Raw genomic sequence first — 16756 nt, forward strand, 5'->3', positions numbered from 1 at the left:
TATGAACGGAATATCTTTCAAAGAAGACCACATCAGCCAAATCCCGGCTCTCATGTTACTTGAAAAGCTAGGTTATACCTATCTCACTCAAGATGAAGCTCTGGAATTGCGTGAAGGTAACACCTCCAATGTGTTGCTTACACCAATTCTGCGCCGTCAGTTGGAACATATCAACACCATACAAGTAAGCTCTACTAAAACCTCTCTATTCACACCGCAAAACATTACAAATGGTATTGAGGCACTTCGAAACGTACCATTGAATGAAGGTTTCATGTCAGCATCGCAAACTGTTTATGATCTGCTAACAACAGGGGAAACACTCGAACAAATAGTGGATGGCGACAAGAAAAGTTTCACAATGCAGTATATTGATTGGAAACACCCTGAAAATAATGTTTTTCACGTAACCGAAGAGTTTGCGGTATCACGCACGGGAACAACCGAGACTTACCGTCCGGATATTGTTCTGTTTGTAAACGGTATACCCCTATGCGTGATAGAATGCAAACGTCCTGACATAAGAGATTCCATCGCACAAGCGATATCACAACACTTGCGAAATCAAAAAGATGACGGCATACGTTCATTATATATCTACTCTGCCCTACTACTTTCAGTAGCAACCCAATCAGCAAGCTACGCAACAACAGCCACTCCTGAAAAGTTCTGGGCAAAATGGACAGAACAATTTGCCGATAGTGAAGAGGAGAATGCACATAAACAAGCACTCTACAACCTGGTTAATATCAAACATATTAACAACAAACTCTTTGCAGAACGTTTTCACTATGTCCGGCAGTATTTTGAGCAAGTTTACCTTGCGCCAATTACTCCTTCCGTACAAGACGAATACCTGTATTCCCTATGCCGTCCCGAACGATTATTGGAGTTAATGTACCGCTATACACTGTATGACGATGGGATCAAAAAGATAGCCCGTTATCAGCAATACTTTGCCGTTTGCAAAACCATAAGCAGAATCCGTAACATCGAAGGTAGCAAACGACACGGAGGCGTGATATGGCATACGCAAGGAAGTGGTAAATCATTAACAATGGTCCTTTTGGCGCAAGCCATTGTTTTGGATGAAAACATCCGTAATCCTAAAATCATCTTGGTAACCGACCGGACCGACCTTGACAGACAAATAACAAAAACTTTTGCAAAGTGCGGCACGTATGTAGAAAACGCACGCACCGGCAGCAAACTAACTGAATTACTCGAAAGTAAAAGTAACGCAGTAGTTACAACAGTTATCAATAAGTTTGAAACAGCAGTAAAAGGTATAAAGAAACCACTCACCGATCCCAACATTTTCGTACTCATTGACGAAGGACACCGTTCACAATATGGTGAAATGGGAATTAAAATGGAAAAAGCATTACCAAATGCCTGTTTCATAGCTATGACGGGGACACCATTGATGAAAAAAGAGAAAAGTACAGCCAAAAAGTTCGGAGGTATCATTCTACCTGTTTACACAGTAGACCAAGCAGTCAAAGATGGCGCAGTAGTTCCCCTGCTTTACGAAGGACGCATGATTCCACAGATTGTGCACAAAAAGCCTATCGATCTGTACTTTGAAAAAGTCTGCGAACCTTTAAACGAATACCAGCGAGCAGATATGAAAAAGAAATTCAGTCGTGCCGACCAGTTAAACCAAACGGAGCAACGCATTTACGCCATCGCCTGGGATATTTCAATCCATTTTAAAGAAAACTGGCAGGGAACTAAATTTAAGGCTCAACTCGTGGCACCCCGCAAACGCATAGCAATTCTTTATAAAAAGTTCTTAGATGAAATAGGAATTGTTTCATCAGAAGTCTTAATAACCTCTCCTGACACCCGTGAAGGAGAAGATACCGCATATGGTGAAACATCTGATACGGAGATTGCCTTCTGGAAACGAATGATGGATGAACACGGAACAGCCAAAAAATATGAAACAAATATTATCAACCGTTTCCAAGAGGGTGAGAAACCTGAAATTATAATTGTAGTTGATAAGTTACTAACAGGATTTGACGAACCGAAAAACACCGTTCTATATCTTGACCGAAAACTGACTGATCATACTCTATTACAAGCTATAGCCCGGGTAAATCGCATTTGTGATGACAAAGATTTCGGGTATATTATTGATTACTATGGCATATTGAGTAATTTGAATTCAGCTCTTGAACTATACTCGGATTTTGATGCAAAAGATTTGGAAGGTACATTCACTGATATTTCCGAAGAAATATCCCAATTACCCCAAAAGCATTCGGACCTTTGGAATATCTTTAAGGAAATTGGCAACAAAAAGGATTTAGAAGCCTATGGAGAGCTGCTACGTGCAGATAATATCCGTGAAGAGTTTTACGAGAAGCTTACAGCCTACGCCAAAACACTGAAAATAGCGCTATCGGCAATCTATTTCCATAAAAACACGCCCGAAAATGAAATCGAAGTTTACAAGAATGACTTAACCATGTTCTTAAAACTTAGGAGTGCAGTCCAAGAGCGTTATTCCGACACTATTAACTTCAAACAGTACGAAAGCCAAATACAGAAATTAATTGATACCCACATAGAAAGTGGAGAAGTGAAAATTATAACAGAATTGGTAAATATCTTCGATAAGGAAAAGTTTGCCCAAGAAGTGGAAAAAGTGACAGGTACCGCAGCCAAAGCTGACACCATCGCATCAAGGACAGCCAAACATATCACAGAGAATATGGATGCCGACCCTGCTTTCTACAAGAAGTTCTCGCAACTGCTTGAAGAAACCATCGCCGCCTACGAGCAAGCTCGCATTGATGAAATAGAATATCTCAAACGTGTGACAGAATGTATGAATAAGGTACTTTCTCATACAGACAGCGACATTCCAGCATCTATTCAAGATAATAATGCTGCAAGAGCATATTTCGGATTAAGCCTTGAAGTCTATAAGATGGTCATGAAAGATGAGACTGAGATAAACTTGAAGGAAATGGCACTAAATACAGCTAATGTTATAGACACTATTATAAAAGAGCATATAATGGATAATGGGATGATTATTATCGATTGGCCTAATAAAAGAAACATTATCGGAAAAATGAAAATTAAAATTGAAGATTATCTAATTGATGAAGTGAAAAGAAAGTATAATCTTCCGATTTCATTTGATGATATGGACTTAATAATAGATAGATGTGTGGAAGTAGCAAAATTATGGTTTAAACAATGAATGGTGAGATAATATACGGCACAATATCAATTCAGTATAGCGTAAAATTTACTAAACGAAAAACGTTAGGAATTACCGTAACCCCCGAAGGAGAAGTTTTACTAAGTGCTCCTTTAGGTTCCTCACAGGAAGTAATTGAGTCAAAATTACTAAAACGTGCCAGATGGATTGTGAAACAACAATCGTACTTCCTTTCGTTCGGAACGCATACACCTCCTAAAAAATATGTAAGTGGCGAATCACATTATTATCTGGGTAAACAATATATGCTCAAAGTAATGATTGGAAAAACCAACAGTGCCAAATACAAAGGACGTTATTTTGAAGTGGTGTGTTCACAAAAATATAAGGCAGAAGAATTAATGAAAAATTGGTACCGAGAGCATGCAAAGATAAAGTTTGCCGAAATAGCAGAACCTATAATCACTCGCTTCACCAAATATGGTGCCAAACCATCCGCCATTTATATACAAGAAATGGAAAACAGATGGGGAAGTTGTACGCCAAAAGGGAAAATTATCTTAAATACTGAATTGATAAAAGCTCCCAAACCATGTATTGAGTATGTAATAACACACGAATTATGCCACTTATTACATCATGATCATACTAAAGCATTTTTTGAACTGCTAGAAGTTGAGATGCCAGACTGGAAACGCTGGAAAAATAAACTTGAATCATTTATGACTTAACTTCATGAAACAGGCATAGTTTTCTATTCATCTAACTATCAGCCCCATACGCTTTATTAATTATTTGTTTAACGCACTTTCGAAAAATAACTTGCACAGTAATTTCAGATGCCATATCTTTGCATCGTGATCACAAAACAGAAACTCGATTTATAAACTATTTAAAAAACTAAAATTAAATTATGGCACTGAAATATGTAGTCAAAAAAACAACCTTTGGTTTCGACGATACCAAAGCAGAAAAATATGTAGCGCGTCCGTTCAATGTAGTCAACGTTGATTTTAAGATGCTGTGCGATCAGGTAACCAAAGTAGGATTCGTTCCACGCGGTACAGTAAAAGCCGTCCTTGACGGACTCATTGATTCTCTGATAACGTATATGGAAATCGGAGCATCCGTCAACTTGGGGGAATTTGGAACTTTCCGTCCTTCCTTCGGATGCAAAAGCCAAGAAAACGCAGAGGAAGTCACTACGGAAACATTGAAAAACCGTAAAATCATCTTTACTCCGGGGGAGTTGCTGAAAAATATGATAAAGTCTGTCAGCATTCAGAAACTGGATGTAACCAGAAACAGCAGTTCTGCTCCTTCAGGTGGTGGTGAAGAAGGCGGAGGAAACGAAGGCGGTAATGACGGCGGTGATGAAGCACCGGACCCGACAGTATAAGGAATCATTTTATATTGTTATATTTAGAGAAAGAGGATGTCTCCAATCAGTGGGGACATCCTCTCCTTTTATACAACTTATACAACAGAATATATCTGTTTTTTACTTATTGTTCAGCAAAGCATAAGCACACCACAAGATAGGTGCCTGTCCATGATAATCTCCGGCAATGCGAGGACGGTCCATATAATATTGCTTACTGTTTTTCTTTCCCGTTCCGATACAAACTTCGGTAAGGTCATTCTTATCATCTATATAATTGCACAGGCCCAACCAAGCTCTGCGTGCAACAGGAGCAAATTCTTCTTTATCCAACCATCCGTTCTGAACACCCAAGATCATAGCATAGGTAAACATTGCAGATCCGGATGTTTCAGTCCAAAAGTCGGGCTGGTCTATCAGCTGATTCCACAGTCCATCCTTGTTCACATATTTCTTCAGGTTGTTCATCATCAAAAGATAGCCTTTCATTATCCGGTCTCTATTCGGATCATTTTTCGGCAGGTTGAACAGAAGCTCTGTCATACCCACAGCCATCCAGCCATCTCCACGTCCCCAATAGTAAGGCACATCCGGTGCATGATAGAAAAGGCCGTTAGGATGTTGCAGCTCGTCCAGATACAGCACCATTTCTTTGGCAGCCCTATTGATGTATTTAGGATCACCGGTAGCCTTATAAGCCTCAGACTGTACGATAGTAATCATATACATATCGTCAATCCAAAGACGAGTTTGCCAGGAATATCCTTTTTTATCCCATTTACGTTCTTCTTCATTCGCATTGGCAGGAAGCTCCCATTGAGTGTCGGCGTAAGGCAATCCGAGGTCCAGATAACGTTTATCCTTCGTTATATTATAAAATCTGAGAGGCAGACAACCAAACATATTCTGGTCTACGTGTATGGGTGGAGGAAGGAGTTCTTTTTCCAGGTGGAACAATAGTTCGAAACGATTTCTCAATAGCTTGATCAGCTCTTTGTTATTCGTCAATTCTGCAAAACGGAGAGCTCCGTACCATGTACATACTTCAGCATAATGTATTCCTCTATCAAAATATAGCTGATGTTTAGTTTCCATCAAGCGTCTGCTCAATTTATTACCAACAGTCTTAGGATCTGCTTTTACAGGAAAATCTCCAAAATAATTTTGAGCAGTAGCAATACTGGTTGTACAGAAAGCAGCCAGTAACAATACACAAATTAAATAATAGTTCTTTTTCATCATTACAATTGTTTCTATATAATTAATTATTCACGTTATTATCAGATTACAATCCCGCCACCGGTATCCAGCGGCTTATAGAAGACACATCACTGACTGCTTCCTCTTCTTTATTGTCGGTAATAGAAAAATTGACCAATACCTGTCCCGAAGAAATAGTCAGGCTGGAACGGGGGACAGAGATTTCGGCAATATAACCATAGTTGTCAATACGATCTTCATTGGTGTCATTGCATACATAAGTTTTCACTTCTACCCCCATCTCCGCATTGTTCCACTTGCCGGCATAAGTTTCGGTACTTTTCAATCCATCCATTGATACTTGTATCCGTTTAGCACCGTTCGTCAAACTTTTACTATCACCCGAAGAGAGATAAACAGTAGCATAATCACCTCTCAGCAAGCTCCGGTCAAGTACTTCTACCAGGAAATATACATTCTTATCATCACACGAACAGCGGAGAGTTCCCTGCACTTGCGATTTTTCTCCGACAAAAAGCGCATGATCCGTATTCACCCATTCCTTATTGTTGCCATCCACCTTTACGTTACGGCGTACTGCATTGATACGATGATTAAGAATAAATTGTGATAACATGATTGTTCCATTAGAAGTATCAGGCATCGCTCCCACCAATTGATGCGGATTTACCAAATTCAACGTTCCCCAATACCCCTTACCTGAAAACGGTGAATAAGCACTTCCAAAATTACGCGCTTTGGCATCCCCCATTTTCATATAGAAAGTAGAAGATTTGTTATACGAAAGCACAGTCTCACCCGATGGAAACTGAGATAAATATGGAGCGCTGCCTAAAAAAGACAGATTGTCGCTATCAGCCGGTCCTTCCTGATCCACATCAAGATGATCCCATTCACCATCTTCGCCGGAATAAGCCAGTGATATATAATATGTTCCACGGTTATTAGTTTCTACAGCGGCCGCCAGTTCATTGCTACCTTTAAGTTGAATAACAGACGGCATCTGATGATTGAAGTATGTTTTTCCGTCTTGTTCCCACTTCATTCGTATCACATAGTAAGGGATACTTCCAAATGAAGGCGTCCACGTTTGACCGCCATCTCTGGATATGACCATTGCAGTTCCGGTGTCTTTGCCTTCAATACCCGTACGGCTACTGTCCGTGAAATAGCAATGGATTTCTCCCGAGGACAATTCCAGCAAATACGGCTCCCAGTTGACACCTTGATACACTGAGACCGGTTCACTCCACGTAACGCCATTATCGGTACTACGTCTCATTTCAATACCTGCATCATTAGGTAAGTCTCTATACCCATTATTAGCCCTATAGGAGGCTACGGCCAGAATATCTCCGTTGGAAAGTACCAGCCCATCACAATTTGAATAACGCCGGTCATTCTTTTCACCTTTACTGTCGATAATACTGTAATTTGTAAACAGCTTGCCTTTATAACTCCATGTTTTAAAGTCCGTACTGGTCGCATAAGAACAACTGGCACCAATCTGATTGTTGTGATAGAACATGATATAACCATCATTAGCCAATTTCTTAACCCGTACATAATTAGGTTTGGCAGATTTTAGTACACTCTCTCCCAATTGTGAATACGTCCGAAAGTTCATCTTCAAGGACGAACGCGAAGTAACATCAGCGTGCGAATTAATCACTGGGACACCTTGATTGAGTTTGTCTATAGGAGTAATATGAGCAACAAATGGTTGTTCCGGTTCTTCTTGATCGCCCTTATTACCAGTTCCGCCACCATCACCTCCCTTATGATCCAATGCATCCTCTCCACCACCTCCACAGGCCATGGCTGTAGCGCAGAAAATAACCAACAATACAGCTGTTTTCAATAATCCTTTCATAGTACTTTTTTTTGAGCAATGATTAAATATGATATTTGCTATACATTCTCTTAGCTGTCTGCACCGGATCAACACCAGTCTCAAGCACATACTTATTATGTGCATTCACCCATGCCTTCTCCGCTTGAAACGAGTCCGGAACAGTAAGTGAACGTCCTTCCAATGTACCTTTAAGATAAGCGATGTAATTAGTCCAGCGAGGCAGATAATAGTCTTTCAGCAGCCCGCCCCATTCCTTGTGGGCATAGTCGCGCACCGGACTAAGTGTCTCCGTCCATGTCCCGATCAGCATACGGGCATTGTGCTCATACAAATCCTGCAATTCAGGCTGTTTTGACTTCGAACGGGCCATATCCAGCCAGCGTCCCACGAAGAAGCATTCGTGGGTGGACAGTAACTCATTTTGATCCTTAATCAGCTGCAGAAACCTCTCCGACCAGTAATCAAACTGTTTCGTATCTTTCACCCGATAAGCATCCACCAGATTGCAATATGCTTCCCGCCCTAAATCCGCAAGATACTGACGGACGAAATCGACTGCATCATACTGATAAGTTGACGTCTGCTTCAGACGGTCTGCACTTTGCAAGAATAATCCTACTCCCTGGGCAAAGAGCTCCGGATCATAGAAAATCCGGCATTGACTCCAGGCAGAAGCCGTGATTTTATCTCTTTTCAAGCTGGGAGGGGCACAAAAGACCGACTCTGACGGACGGCGATGACCGGTATAAGTACCATAAGCTGTACGGTGGAAAATAGTCCACGCCTCTTTCAGATTTTCATCTTCCACACCATAACGACGCACTGAATACTCTTTCAACCAGACATCCAGATTCAAATGCTCCGAACGCCAGCGCATTTCATTCAACAAATCAAATACTACCGGATTCACCTCGATGCCTTCCGGGGTAGAGCTGGTTCCTTTCATGCTCGGTGATGCCGCCGAATCCTTCTGACCATCTACCGGACCGGTAGCTATAGCGTCCAGACGCCCGTGCAGGCCAATGTTACCTCCATAATTGGAAATATGCGACCATAACCACGGAAAGCCATCAAAGCCCTTGCGCTTCCGCCAGTTATCCCAAAACTCGGCAGCAAGATCAACGATCAGCGTATTCTTTCTGTCGAGTCCTGCCAGCAATTCCTTTTTCGGATTTCCCAACCATGCCTGAATCACCCACGTCGCATCCGGATTATAGCGTTTCATGGCCGTCTGTACCCGGCGGGCGGCATCCGTTACGTCAATGCCCCCGGTCTTTCCACCTTCGTGAAAGAGATCGCCGCCAAACAAGTCCGCTTTCCCATAAAGCTTCTCATATTCAGCATACCACACCTTTGCCATTCTTTCAAACAACGGATCGGCAGGATCGAGCACAGGAGGACGTTGAAGCGAGTTCCACAGTCCCTGTTCCACCAAGCGGGCTTCCGGATATTTTTCTTTCAACGAGGAAGGAACCATCCCAAAAAATCCCTGAAAAACAGGCTTCATCCCATATTCACGCATACGGGCAAGTATTTTCTTCTGTAAGACTATCTGCACCTTAAACCATTCATCGGGCAACGGGCCACCGATATTCTCAAGATTACCCATCAGCAACCAACCGAAATAAGCTGGTCCACACAAGAACTCCTTCACTTCCGGAAGCGTATACCCGAATTTCAACAGCGTATTCCGCCATACAGCCTCCGCCCCAACCATAGCCATCGGCATATTAATACCGCTCAAAGCCATCAGATCTATTTCACGTTCCCAACGTTTCCAATCCCAAAAGGCTGTGGTATAACTGAATGTGCAATAATTCATGTAAAAATTATCGGCTAGTTTAGTCGCATAACGTTCTTTCACCTGTGGCAGATCAACAGGCAATTGAGGTAACTGGTCTCCACAGAAAGAGACATGAGCATGACAGTAATACTTCAAATACCAGTTAATGCCAAAGGCAGCACTTACATAATTGTTGGCACGTACTGTGACTTTGCGCCCGCCACCATACAGTTCAAAGTAGTCGCCTTCATCAGAAGAAGAACGGATCTCAATCTTAAACCGGTCGGAAAGCCCTTCCTGAAGACGTTCCAACATTTGCTTTACCGGATTAGCAGCCTCAACAATCGCAGCAAAGAGCAGGAAGACTAAAAGTAAAAAGTGTTTTTTCATGGTTAACCCTATCACCCATGGTCATATACAACCATGGCAATCTTTAACTACATATTCATCAAACAACTCTATTTTCTTGTCGGTTGAGGTCCAAAGTAGGAACGTTTCATTCCTCCAAAGTCCAATACAATCTTTTGCAATACAGTTCCGGCATCTCCGCAGATTATTTTCACGGTATGCTTACCCGGCTTGTCGATATGCAAAGTTGTCTTATTGATTCTACAGTTCTTCAATACGCTCTCATACCAGATTTGCGCATATTCAAAGGAAGATGTAGACGGATTCAAAACCGGGCCTTCGTCAATACATACACCATATTTGGTTTCGATATTCGTTGCTTCGTGTCCGGCATAGCCTCTGTCCTTGCTTGTCACGAATGTAGGCAACACATATGTATAGACATCAACCGAACCTTGCTCGAAAGTATAGAAATCATACTCCAAACGTGGTGTGCTACGGCCTGCGGTACGTTGTGGGGCAGCCGTCGGATCACCCAACTGAATAGCCGTATTCTCTATCCCCAGATTAGGAATGGTTCTCATCTTGATCGCCTTATTTTCCACTTTCCGGTGGAAGCTTGCCGCATCGATAGAGACATATCCGTTATGTTCCACAAATAAAGTATCCATTTCGGCAAGGGATGGAGAAGAAGGATTGAATACAGAGATGTAAACATTCTCTTTCTCGCCCCGGTCAGAAGTAATTTCCAATACTCCGAAAACTTTCTCTCCAACCGGTACTTTTGCCCAGTCTACCGATACTTCGATACGTTCCTCCGTAACCGTTTCGCCTGCCTTCTTACTCAATAAAATCCAGTTGTCCGTAACAGATGCCTTCCATTTCAAAGGGCTTGCCCCTTTATTGAAAACATCCACATAATATGACTGACGCAGGTAAGTATTGAAGCAAGGCAAGGAGTGGAAACTCTTCAGACCTTTCAGTACATCTTCTCCCTCTGCCATTACGCCCAGTGTAGCGTCAGATGCCAGTGAAGCTTTTCTTAATGCCGGAAGTTCAAAGTAAGCAGCGGCAAATCCCTGTTTCATTGTCATTACATGATCCCATTTGCCACCGAGCAATGAGTTATATCCTTTGGTGATCACTTGCAGACTGTCATAGCAAGCCTTCACCTTTTTCTCCAGTTCGCCAGTAGACGCTCTTTGCTGAATAGAGTACCAGCGGTTTCTCTGTCCGTCCAGGATCATTCTGTTCAGCAACTCACATCCTTTCACCGGATAATACAATGACTGGTAGAAGCAAGCCTTTTTCTCTTCCGGCAGCTTATTCAGAATCTTCTCTGTAATGCTTCCGATCCGGCGGTATTCACTCAGGCGTGAATCCACTTCCCTGTAATTCGTCAAGGAGAAATCAGTATCTGTATTCCGTTCTCTTCCGTGCTTATCGGTAGCCCACTGATAACCCCATCCCATAAATTCCGGTCTGCGGGCAAAAGCCAGTTTGTAGAATGAGTTGATCACCTCCTGATACTCATTGCGGTATTCGTCACCCAGCATACCACACAACCATTCCGTGCGATAAGTAGCCGCTCTGTCAAAATTGAAAGAATCGATATCATAAGCCATCGACAGGAAGAAATCTACAGCAAACTCACATGATTTGATATCACCGGCATTGAGCAGCCAGATCCGGTCTGCCGTCATGTCATAAGCCTTGCGAAGTTCTTCGTACATCAACGTGGGCGAAGTGGTGTTCATCCAAAGATGATCGTGAGGCTTGCCCAGGTAGGAAGAGTGATAATAAACACCCGAACGCCCCGAACGCTTCTGTTCTTTCGGACTGCTCAAACGCTTCATATAGCCATAGTTATCGTCCGGCCATATGATCGTAACATCATCCGGCAGTTCCAGTCCCTCGTCGTATACATCCAGCACCTCTTTATAAGGAGTAAAGGCTTGCGGAATATCTTCGCCACGCTTACCCGTCGCATCGATCAGCATCTTTCTTTGTGCCATCAATGCATCCTGGAGCATCTGTTTTCTATCCGCCATATCATTGCTCGCATTCATCGCTCTGTCATGCAATCCGCGCAGAGCCAGAGTGTACACATTCTCAAAAGGAGCACATTCATTCGCACGTGCTCTCAGCACACTGTCTACTCCCGCTCTATTGTTGATGTAATCCCATTCGCCCATCTTGTCGCGTTTCCACTCGCTTGCCGTGTTGAACAACAGCGGTTCGCAGTGAGAAGACCCCATCACGATGGCGAAACTATCCGCTACCAATCTATTCTCCGGTATGCGGTGAAATGCCATAGACGCATCGTGCATGGCCGGACACAGATAATTTGCCTGAAGACGGAGCAGTAACTCACAAATCTGCGCATATGTTTTCGGTCCGAAGTTTCCACGTTCTTTCTCATAATTGTTCTTTGACCAGCGATAAAGTCCCCAGTCTTCGTCATTGATAAAGATACCTCTGAACTTGACAGCAGGTTCTTTTGAAATGAATTTATGAACGTTGACAGCCAGTTTTTTCTGTTGTTTTATCGGAGCATCGGCCCACCAGTACCAGGGAGACACACCTATCGCTTTAGATATGGAGAGAAGTCCGTAAGCCGTACCGCGCCTGTCACTACCAGCTACGACAATGGCTTTCTTAATACCCGGTGCAGGATTATCAACCGTTTCTATCATATAACGTTCCCATCCACCGGTGATGGGAGTTGTGTCTATCTTCTTTTTGGCTACCAGCGCATTGATCCATGCGCTTTTTCCGACAGTTCCCACGATGATGGCATAACGAGCCGAGACATCACCCGGATTACTTGCTTGTGTTTTCAGGTCCTGTCCCGTCACACGACGAACGTCGTCTGCAAACAAAGTCACACTCTTACGAACGACAGTTTCATCCTTGCCATCAAAACAAACAACGACATTGGCAGCCGGTGAAACGATGGGAAAACTGTTTTTACCAGCGTTCTTATCCAATAATACTTGTGCTTCTGTTGATACAAGGCTACAGCAAAACAGCCCTACTAATAAAATCTTATTTTTCATATAAAAGTTAGATTGATAATCGACGCTACAAAGAAAACCAAAAATCAACAGAAGTAATAAAAGAAATAGACCGATAAATGGAATAATATGGTCAAAAGACCATTCCAGACGTGTTTTATAGCCAGAAAGAAAGAATAATGCGATCGCTTAATAACCGATCAGGAAGTGATTGACAAGTAAAGGGCGGAGACTGGCAAGCAACGTTTCGCGCTGTTCCGGACCGGCGGCAAACAGAGCAGTAGACAGTATCTCCCCGACAGCCCCGTTCTTTGTTACGACCGCTATCTGCCTGATACCCTCTACGAAGTTACCATTTTGAGGAGAAATAATATGCCTGCGCCCATCCGATTCGTTTCCGGAAGTAGTGAGGCATTCATTATGAAGAAGTATACTCTGTGGCTCCCCGGTCTTTTTCGTCTCCGACTGGTTGCCAAAGTTAACTTTCCATCCCGTTCCGGCCGGATGGTTGCCTAAAGCAAGTACAGAACTGTTTCCCATATTGATCAACGCATTCTCTATAGAACAGGAATGCAATATGTCTCTGATTGTCTCCAGGGCATATCCTTTCAGAAATCCCGAAAGGTTGATCGTTATCCCCGGCTGTCGGTAAAAAACACTTTGTTCTTCTGCCGACAAACATACCGAATGAATAGTATCCTGATTATAATTCTCCGAATGAACTGTCACATCGAAGCATCCCGATGTTTTCTCGTGATATTCCAGGCACAGATCAATCATTGCATAAAGTTGACTGCTAAGAACTACCGGAGATATAGAAGCGGTCCGGTTGACGACAGCCAGTTCACTGGCAGGATCATAATAGTTGGCAGTTTTCTCCAGGCAGCTTAAAGCTTCATGGATACGTTCAACCACAGATAACAATTCTTCTTCTGATTTCTGACTGCACAAAAGAATATCTACGCGTGTATGCATAGACAGGAACCAGGCGTAAAATACTCCTTCGCCTTCATGGGATGGTCTGTATAAATGTTGAATGGCAGTCTTCATCTATCAAAAAAGAAAGGAGCTGTGCTCGAAGCAACATTCATCGACAGAATGAGATTTCCGGCACAACCCCTCTTTCACAATATATTCTTATTTCAATTCTTTAATCTTCACGTTCTTGAACCATACTTCATCTCCGTGGTCTTGCAAAAGGATGTTACCTTCAATAATATTTCCAAAGTTAGGCCAGTTCTTATACTTGCTATAAGCTACCAATGCATTCCACATCTCATTGTTGCGGTCATACTCAATCAGTTTCTCTCCGTTCAGCCAGTGTTCTACATGGTTGCCTTTGACGATGATCATAGCAGTATTGAACTCTTTCTTATGGAAAGGTTTATTCTTAGGAGCAGGAATCAGGTCATACAATGAACCCAATTGTCTGTTGCCTTTCACACCAAGTTTAGCATCCGGATGCTTGTCATCGTCCAGAATCTGGAACTCGCAACCGATAGCAGAACCGGCACCCTTATTCATCTCAGGATTAACAAAATACTTGATTCCGCTGTTTGCACCTTCAGTGATCTTGAAATCTACAGTCAGGATAAAGTCCTTATAAGTACGGGTAGTTACGATGTCACCGCCATTGGCAGATTCGGCACCGCCACTCTTCATAACCTTAAGGATGCCGTCTTCCATCTTCCAGCCTTTGGCAGGGAAAGTAGAAAGTTTCGCTCCTCTCCAGCCTTCATTAGTCTTGCCGTCCCACAACAAAGCCCAGCCTTCTTTTTTCTCACGCGGAGAAAGAGTGTTGGGAATCAGATTTCTTTCGGGTGCAGCCTGACATTCCGGTGTCTGATAACGCTCTACATCCGTCGTACAGATACGGATATTCCTCCAGCTTACTGTCTTGCCTTCATCAGCAGCGTTGCCGATAGCATGTACCTGCAAAGCGATAAATCCGACAGGAGTCATAGCATCCCAGATATTAGCACAAGGAACTCCGTTGATCCATGTACGGATAGAGTTACCTATCGCTTCGATACGGCCTTTATTCCATGCATTGTTATTAAAAGCTATGCGTGCTGAAGGATTCCAACTCAAAGGATAGATCCAGTTTCTGCGAGCCTCGTCATAGATACCACCCGACCAGGCACGTTTGGAAGGATCGATCTCGAACTGATAGCCGTGTACACGACCTTTATTATATTCTTTTTTACTTTCACTGCGGATCTGTACTCCTGAATTCAAACCATCATCAATTTTAAAATCAAACTCAAGAATAAAATCTCCATAATTCTTGGTGGTTGCTAAGAAGGTGTTGGGAGTTCCCATTTTTGACACACCTACAATGGCATCGCCTACAATCTTATACTCTGCGTCACCGTTCAGTTTTTTCCAGCCTTTCAGGTCTTTACCATTGAAAAGCGGTTCCCAGTTCTGTGCCGATAAAGAAGCAGCACAAATCAAAAGTAAAGTCAATACGATATTTTTCTTCATTACTTATGTTATTATTATAATCAAACTTTATTCTGTTTTATATTTCCTGCCAGTCTTTACAACTTGTAGAACTCATCCCAGCCTTTACGCGGCGGAAGTCCGGCCAACATTGAATTAGCAAACTCATTATTGGTAATCTGCTTCGTGCGGGGATCGAAGAACAACTGAGTGTTGAGACGCTGTGCCATTACTCCCAATGAGAATACCTGACTCAAGACACCATTAATCTCGAACGGTGAACGCGTCTTTTCAATGCCATTACATGCCAGCAAGAAATTCTCGAAGTGATTGGACGGACTTTTAGGCACTTTCGGCAACTTATCTGCCATTTCCTTTGCCTTTTCTTCCGGAATGATAGACAAAGTACTTCCGTGACTACCACCCTTGAAAGTCAGTTCTTTTGAATAAATAATCTTTCCCGGATTCAGTTTGGCAGGAGGAACATCTCCCTGATTAGTCTTGGGAATGTTCGGATCCAGTCCGGAAACACCATAACCTGCAGGAATAGGAGGAAGATTATCCAGACCGTCATACCAAGTGACATCTACCGGTGGCATTCCTTTGCGCTGCGGGAAACGGAAAAGAATCGTAGAAGAATATGGGAAAAAGTAATCATTGTGTCCTTCCTGATGTGTCAGAGTCACTTCGTAAGGCAAGCCTAGTTCAAGAAACTCGTGAACAGTATCCAATATATGTGCTCCCCAGTCGCCCAAAGCTCCCATACCGAAGTCATACCAGCAACGCCATTCACCCTGATCATACTTATTGCAATATTCATGATAAGGAACAGCTCCCAGCCAGGTATTCCAATCCAAATCCTTCGGGAGTTGCTGGCCTGAAGGTAGTTTATAAATGTTCGTATCCCACTTATGCCAGCGACGCGGATTATTCATGTGAGCAGTAACAGCTGTCACATCCTTGATGATCCCTGCATCCATCCAAGCTTTAAATTGGAAGTAATTTGCTTCCGAGTGTCCCTGATTTCCCACCTGAGTAGCCAGGTTCGGACGTTTAAGGGCAGCCTGCATCAACAGTTCCGCCTCATAGAAAGTACGTGCCAACGGTTTTTCCACATATACGTGTTTGCCGGAAGCCAGAGCCAGCATACTGATAGGGAAGTGAGAGTGATCAGGAGTAGCAATTGCTACAGCATCAAACTCGTTACCAGCCTTGTCAAACATCTGGCGGAAGTCTCTGAACTGTTTCGCTTTAGGATACATGCCCATCACCTTTCGTGTATGTTTAGCTCCCATGTCTACATCACACAGAGCCACAACCTCTACCATACCCGTACGTGCAAAATCCTGTATAATTTGCTCTCCACGGTTTCCAATGCCAATATAGGCTATTTTTACCTTTTCATTTCTTCCTTTTTTCGATGAAATAGTTTGAGCATTCAGCAGTTCACCGGATCCCAGTGCTAATCCGGCAGAGGCCAGTGACATTGTCTTTAGAAAATCTCTTCGTGTTGTCATAAATTATT

Annotated in this window: 10 protein-coding genes; 3 read left to right on the forward strand and 7 right to left on the reverse strand. The window is 42.9% G+C overall.

Going from position 1 to position 16756, the window contains the following annotated elements:
• Position 1 precedes the first annotated feature (1 nt).
• The 3 genes from ACHLI0_RS12320 (at position 2) to ACHLI0_RS12330 (ending at position 4580) form a co-directional block, all read left to right on the forward strand.
• Positions 2-3220 carry a type I restriction endonuclease subunit R gene (locus ACHLI0_RS12320; RefSeq protein WP_490749273.1) on the forward strand — a complete coding sequence of 1073 codons (3219 nt, stop codon included), beginning with the start codon at positions 2-4 and terminating at the stop codon, positions 3218-3220.
• The gene (locus ACHLI0_RS12325; protein ID WP_321673531.1) at positions 3217-3912 is read left to right on the forward strand and encodes a YgjP-like metallopeptidase domain-containing protein; all 696 of its coding nucleotides are present in this window, start codon (positions 3217-3219) and stop codon (positions 3910-3912) included. The genes ACHLI0_RS12320 and ACHLI0_RS12325 overlap by 4 nt, the downstream gene beginning before the upstream one ends.
• A gap of 182 nt (positions 3913-4094) precedes the next feature.
• Positions 4095-4580, forward strand: coding sequence for an HU family DNA-binding protein (locus ACHLI0_RS12330; protein WP_048696085.1), 486 nt, complete (start codon positions 4095-4097; stop codon positions 4578-4580).
• Positions 4581-4682: 102 nt separating this feature from the next.
• Here the strand turns inward: ACHLI0_RS12330 and ACHLI0_RS12335 are convergent, their stop codons facing one another.
• From ACHLI0_RS12335 to ACHLI0_RS12365, 7 genes are all read right to left on the reverse strand, one after another.
• Positions 4683-5801 (reverse strand): glycoside hydrolase family 88/105 protein, encoded by a 1119-nt coding sequence (locus tag ACHLI0_RS12335; RefSeq protein ID WP_048696084.1) that lies wholly within the window; start codon positions 5799-5801, stop codon positions 4683-4685.
• 46 nt (positions 5802-5847) lie between these two features.
• On the reverse strand, positions 5848-7656 hold the full coding sequence (locus tag ACHLI0_RS12340; protein WP_490749274.1) for a hypothetical protein: 1809 nt from the start codon (positions 7654-7656) through the stop codon (positions 5848-5850).
• A 22-nt stretch (positions 7657-7678) separates the two neighbouring features.
• Positions 7679-9811: an alpha-N-acetylglucosaminidase gene (locus tag ACHLI0_RS12345; RefSeq protein WP_490749275.1), complete on the reverse strand. Its 2133-nt coding sequence runs from the start codon at positions 9809-9811 to the stop codon at positions 7679-7681.
• A 68-nt stretch (positions 9812-9879) separates the two neighbouring features.
• A complete protein-coding gene (locus ACHLI0_RS12350) occupies positions 9880-12828 on the reverse strand; it encodes a glycosyl hydrolase 115 family protein (protein ID WP_490749276.1) in 2949 nt (982 codons plus the stop codon).
• A gap of 147 nt (positions 12829-12975) precedes the next feature.
• Complete coding sequence (locus tag ACHLI0_RS12355) at positions 12976-13836, reverse strand: FAD:protein FMN transferase (RefSeq protein WP_490749277.1); 861 nt, start codon at positions 13834-13836, stop codon at positions 12976-12978.
• 87 nt (positions 13837-13923) lie between these two features.
• Positions 13924-15273: a 3-keto-disaccharide hydrolase gene (locus ACHLI0_RS12360; RefSeq protein ID WP_310507992.1), complete on the reverse strand. Its 1350-nt coding sequence runs from the start codon at positions 15271-15273 to the stop codon at positions 13924-13926.
• A 56-nt stretch (positions 15274-15329) separates the two neighbouring features.
• Positions 15330-16748 (reverse strand): Gfo/Idh/MocA family oxidoreductase, encoded by a 1419-nt coding sequence (locus tag ACHLI0_RS12365; protein WP_008761860.1) that lies wholly within the window; start codon positions 16746-16748, stop codon positions 15330-15332.
• Positions 16749-16756: the final 8 nt, after the last annotated feature.

This window comes from Bacteroides sp. RCH18 (assembly GCF_058231005.1).

What these genes read in the sequence shown, in the direction of transcription:
- ACHLI0_RS12320 (WP_490749273.1), top strand. Translation starts at nt 2, where the DNA reads ATGAACGGAATATCTTTCAAAGAAGACCACATCAGCCAAATCCCGGCT.
- ACHLI0_RS12325 (WP_321673531.1), top strand. Translation starts at nt 3,217, where the DNA reads ATGAATGGTGAGATAATATACGGCACAATATCAATTCAGTATAGCGTA.
- ACHLI0_RS12330 (WP_048696085.1), top strand. Translation starts at nt 4,095, where the DNA reads ATGGCACTGAAATATGTAGTCAAAAAAACAACCTTTGGTTTCGACGAT.
- ACHLI0_RS12335 (WP_048696084.1), bottom strand. Translation starts at nt 5,801, where the DNA reads ATGAAAAAGAACTATTATTTAATTTGTGTATTGTTACTGGCTGCTTTC.
- ACHLI0_RS12340 (WP_490749274.1), bottom strand. Translation starts at nt 7,656, where the DNA reads ATGAAAGGATTATTGAAAACAGCTGTATTGTTGGTTATTTTCTGCGCT.
- ACHLI0_RS12345 (WP_490749275.1), bottom strand. Translation starts at nt 9,811, where the DNA reads ATGAAAAAACACTTTTTACTTTTAGTCTTCCTGCTCTTTGCTGCGATT.
- ACHLI0_RS12350 (WP_490749276.1), bottom strand. Translation starts at nt 12,828, where the DNA reads ATGAAAAATAAGATTTTATTAGTAGGGCTGTTTTGCTGTAGCCTTGTA.
- ACHLI0_RS12355 (WP_490749277.1), bottom strand. Translation starts at nt 13,836, where the DNA reads ATGAAGACTGCCATTCAACATTTATACAGACCATCCCATGAAGGCGAA.
- ACHLI0_RS12360 (WP_310507992.1), bottom strand. Translation starts at nt 15,273, where the DNA reads ATGAAGAAAAATATCGTATTGACTTTACTTTTGATTTGTGCTGCTTCT.
- ACHLI0_RS12365 (WP_008761860.1), bottom strand. Translation starts at nt 16,748, where the DNA reads ATGACAACACGAAGAGATTTTCTAAAGACAATGTCACTGGCCTCTGCC.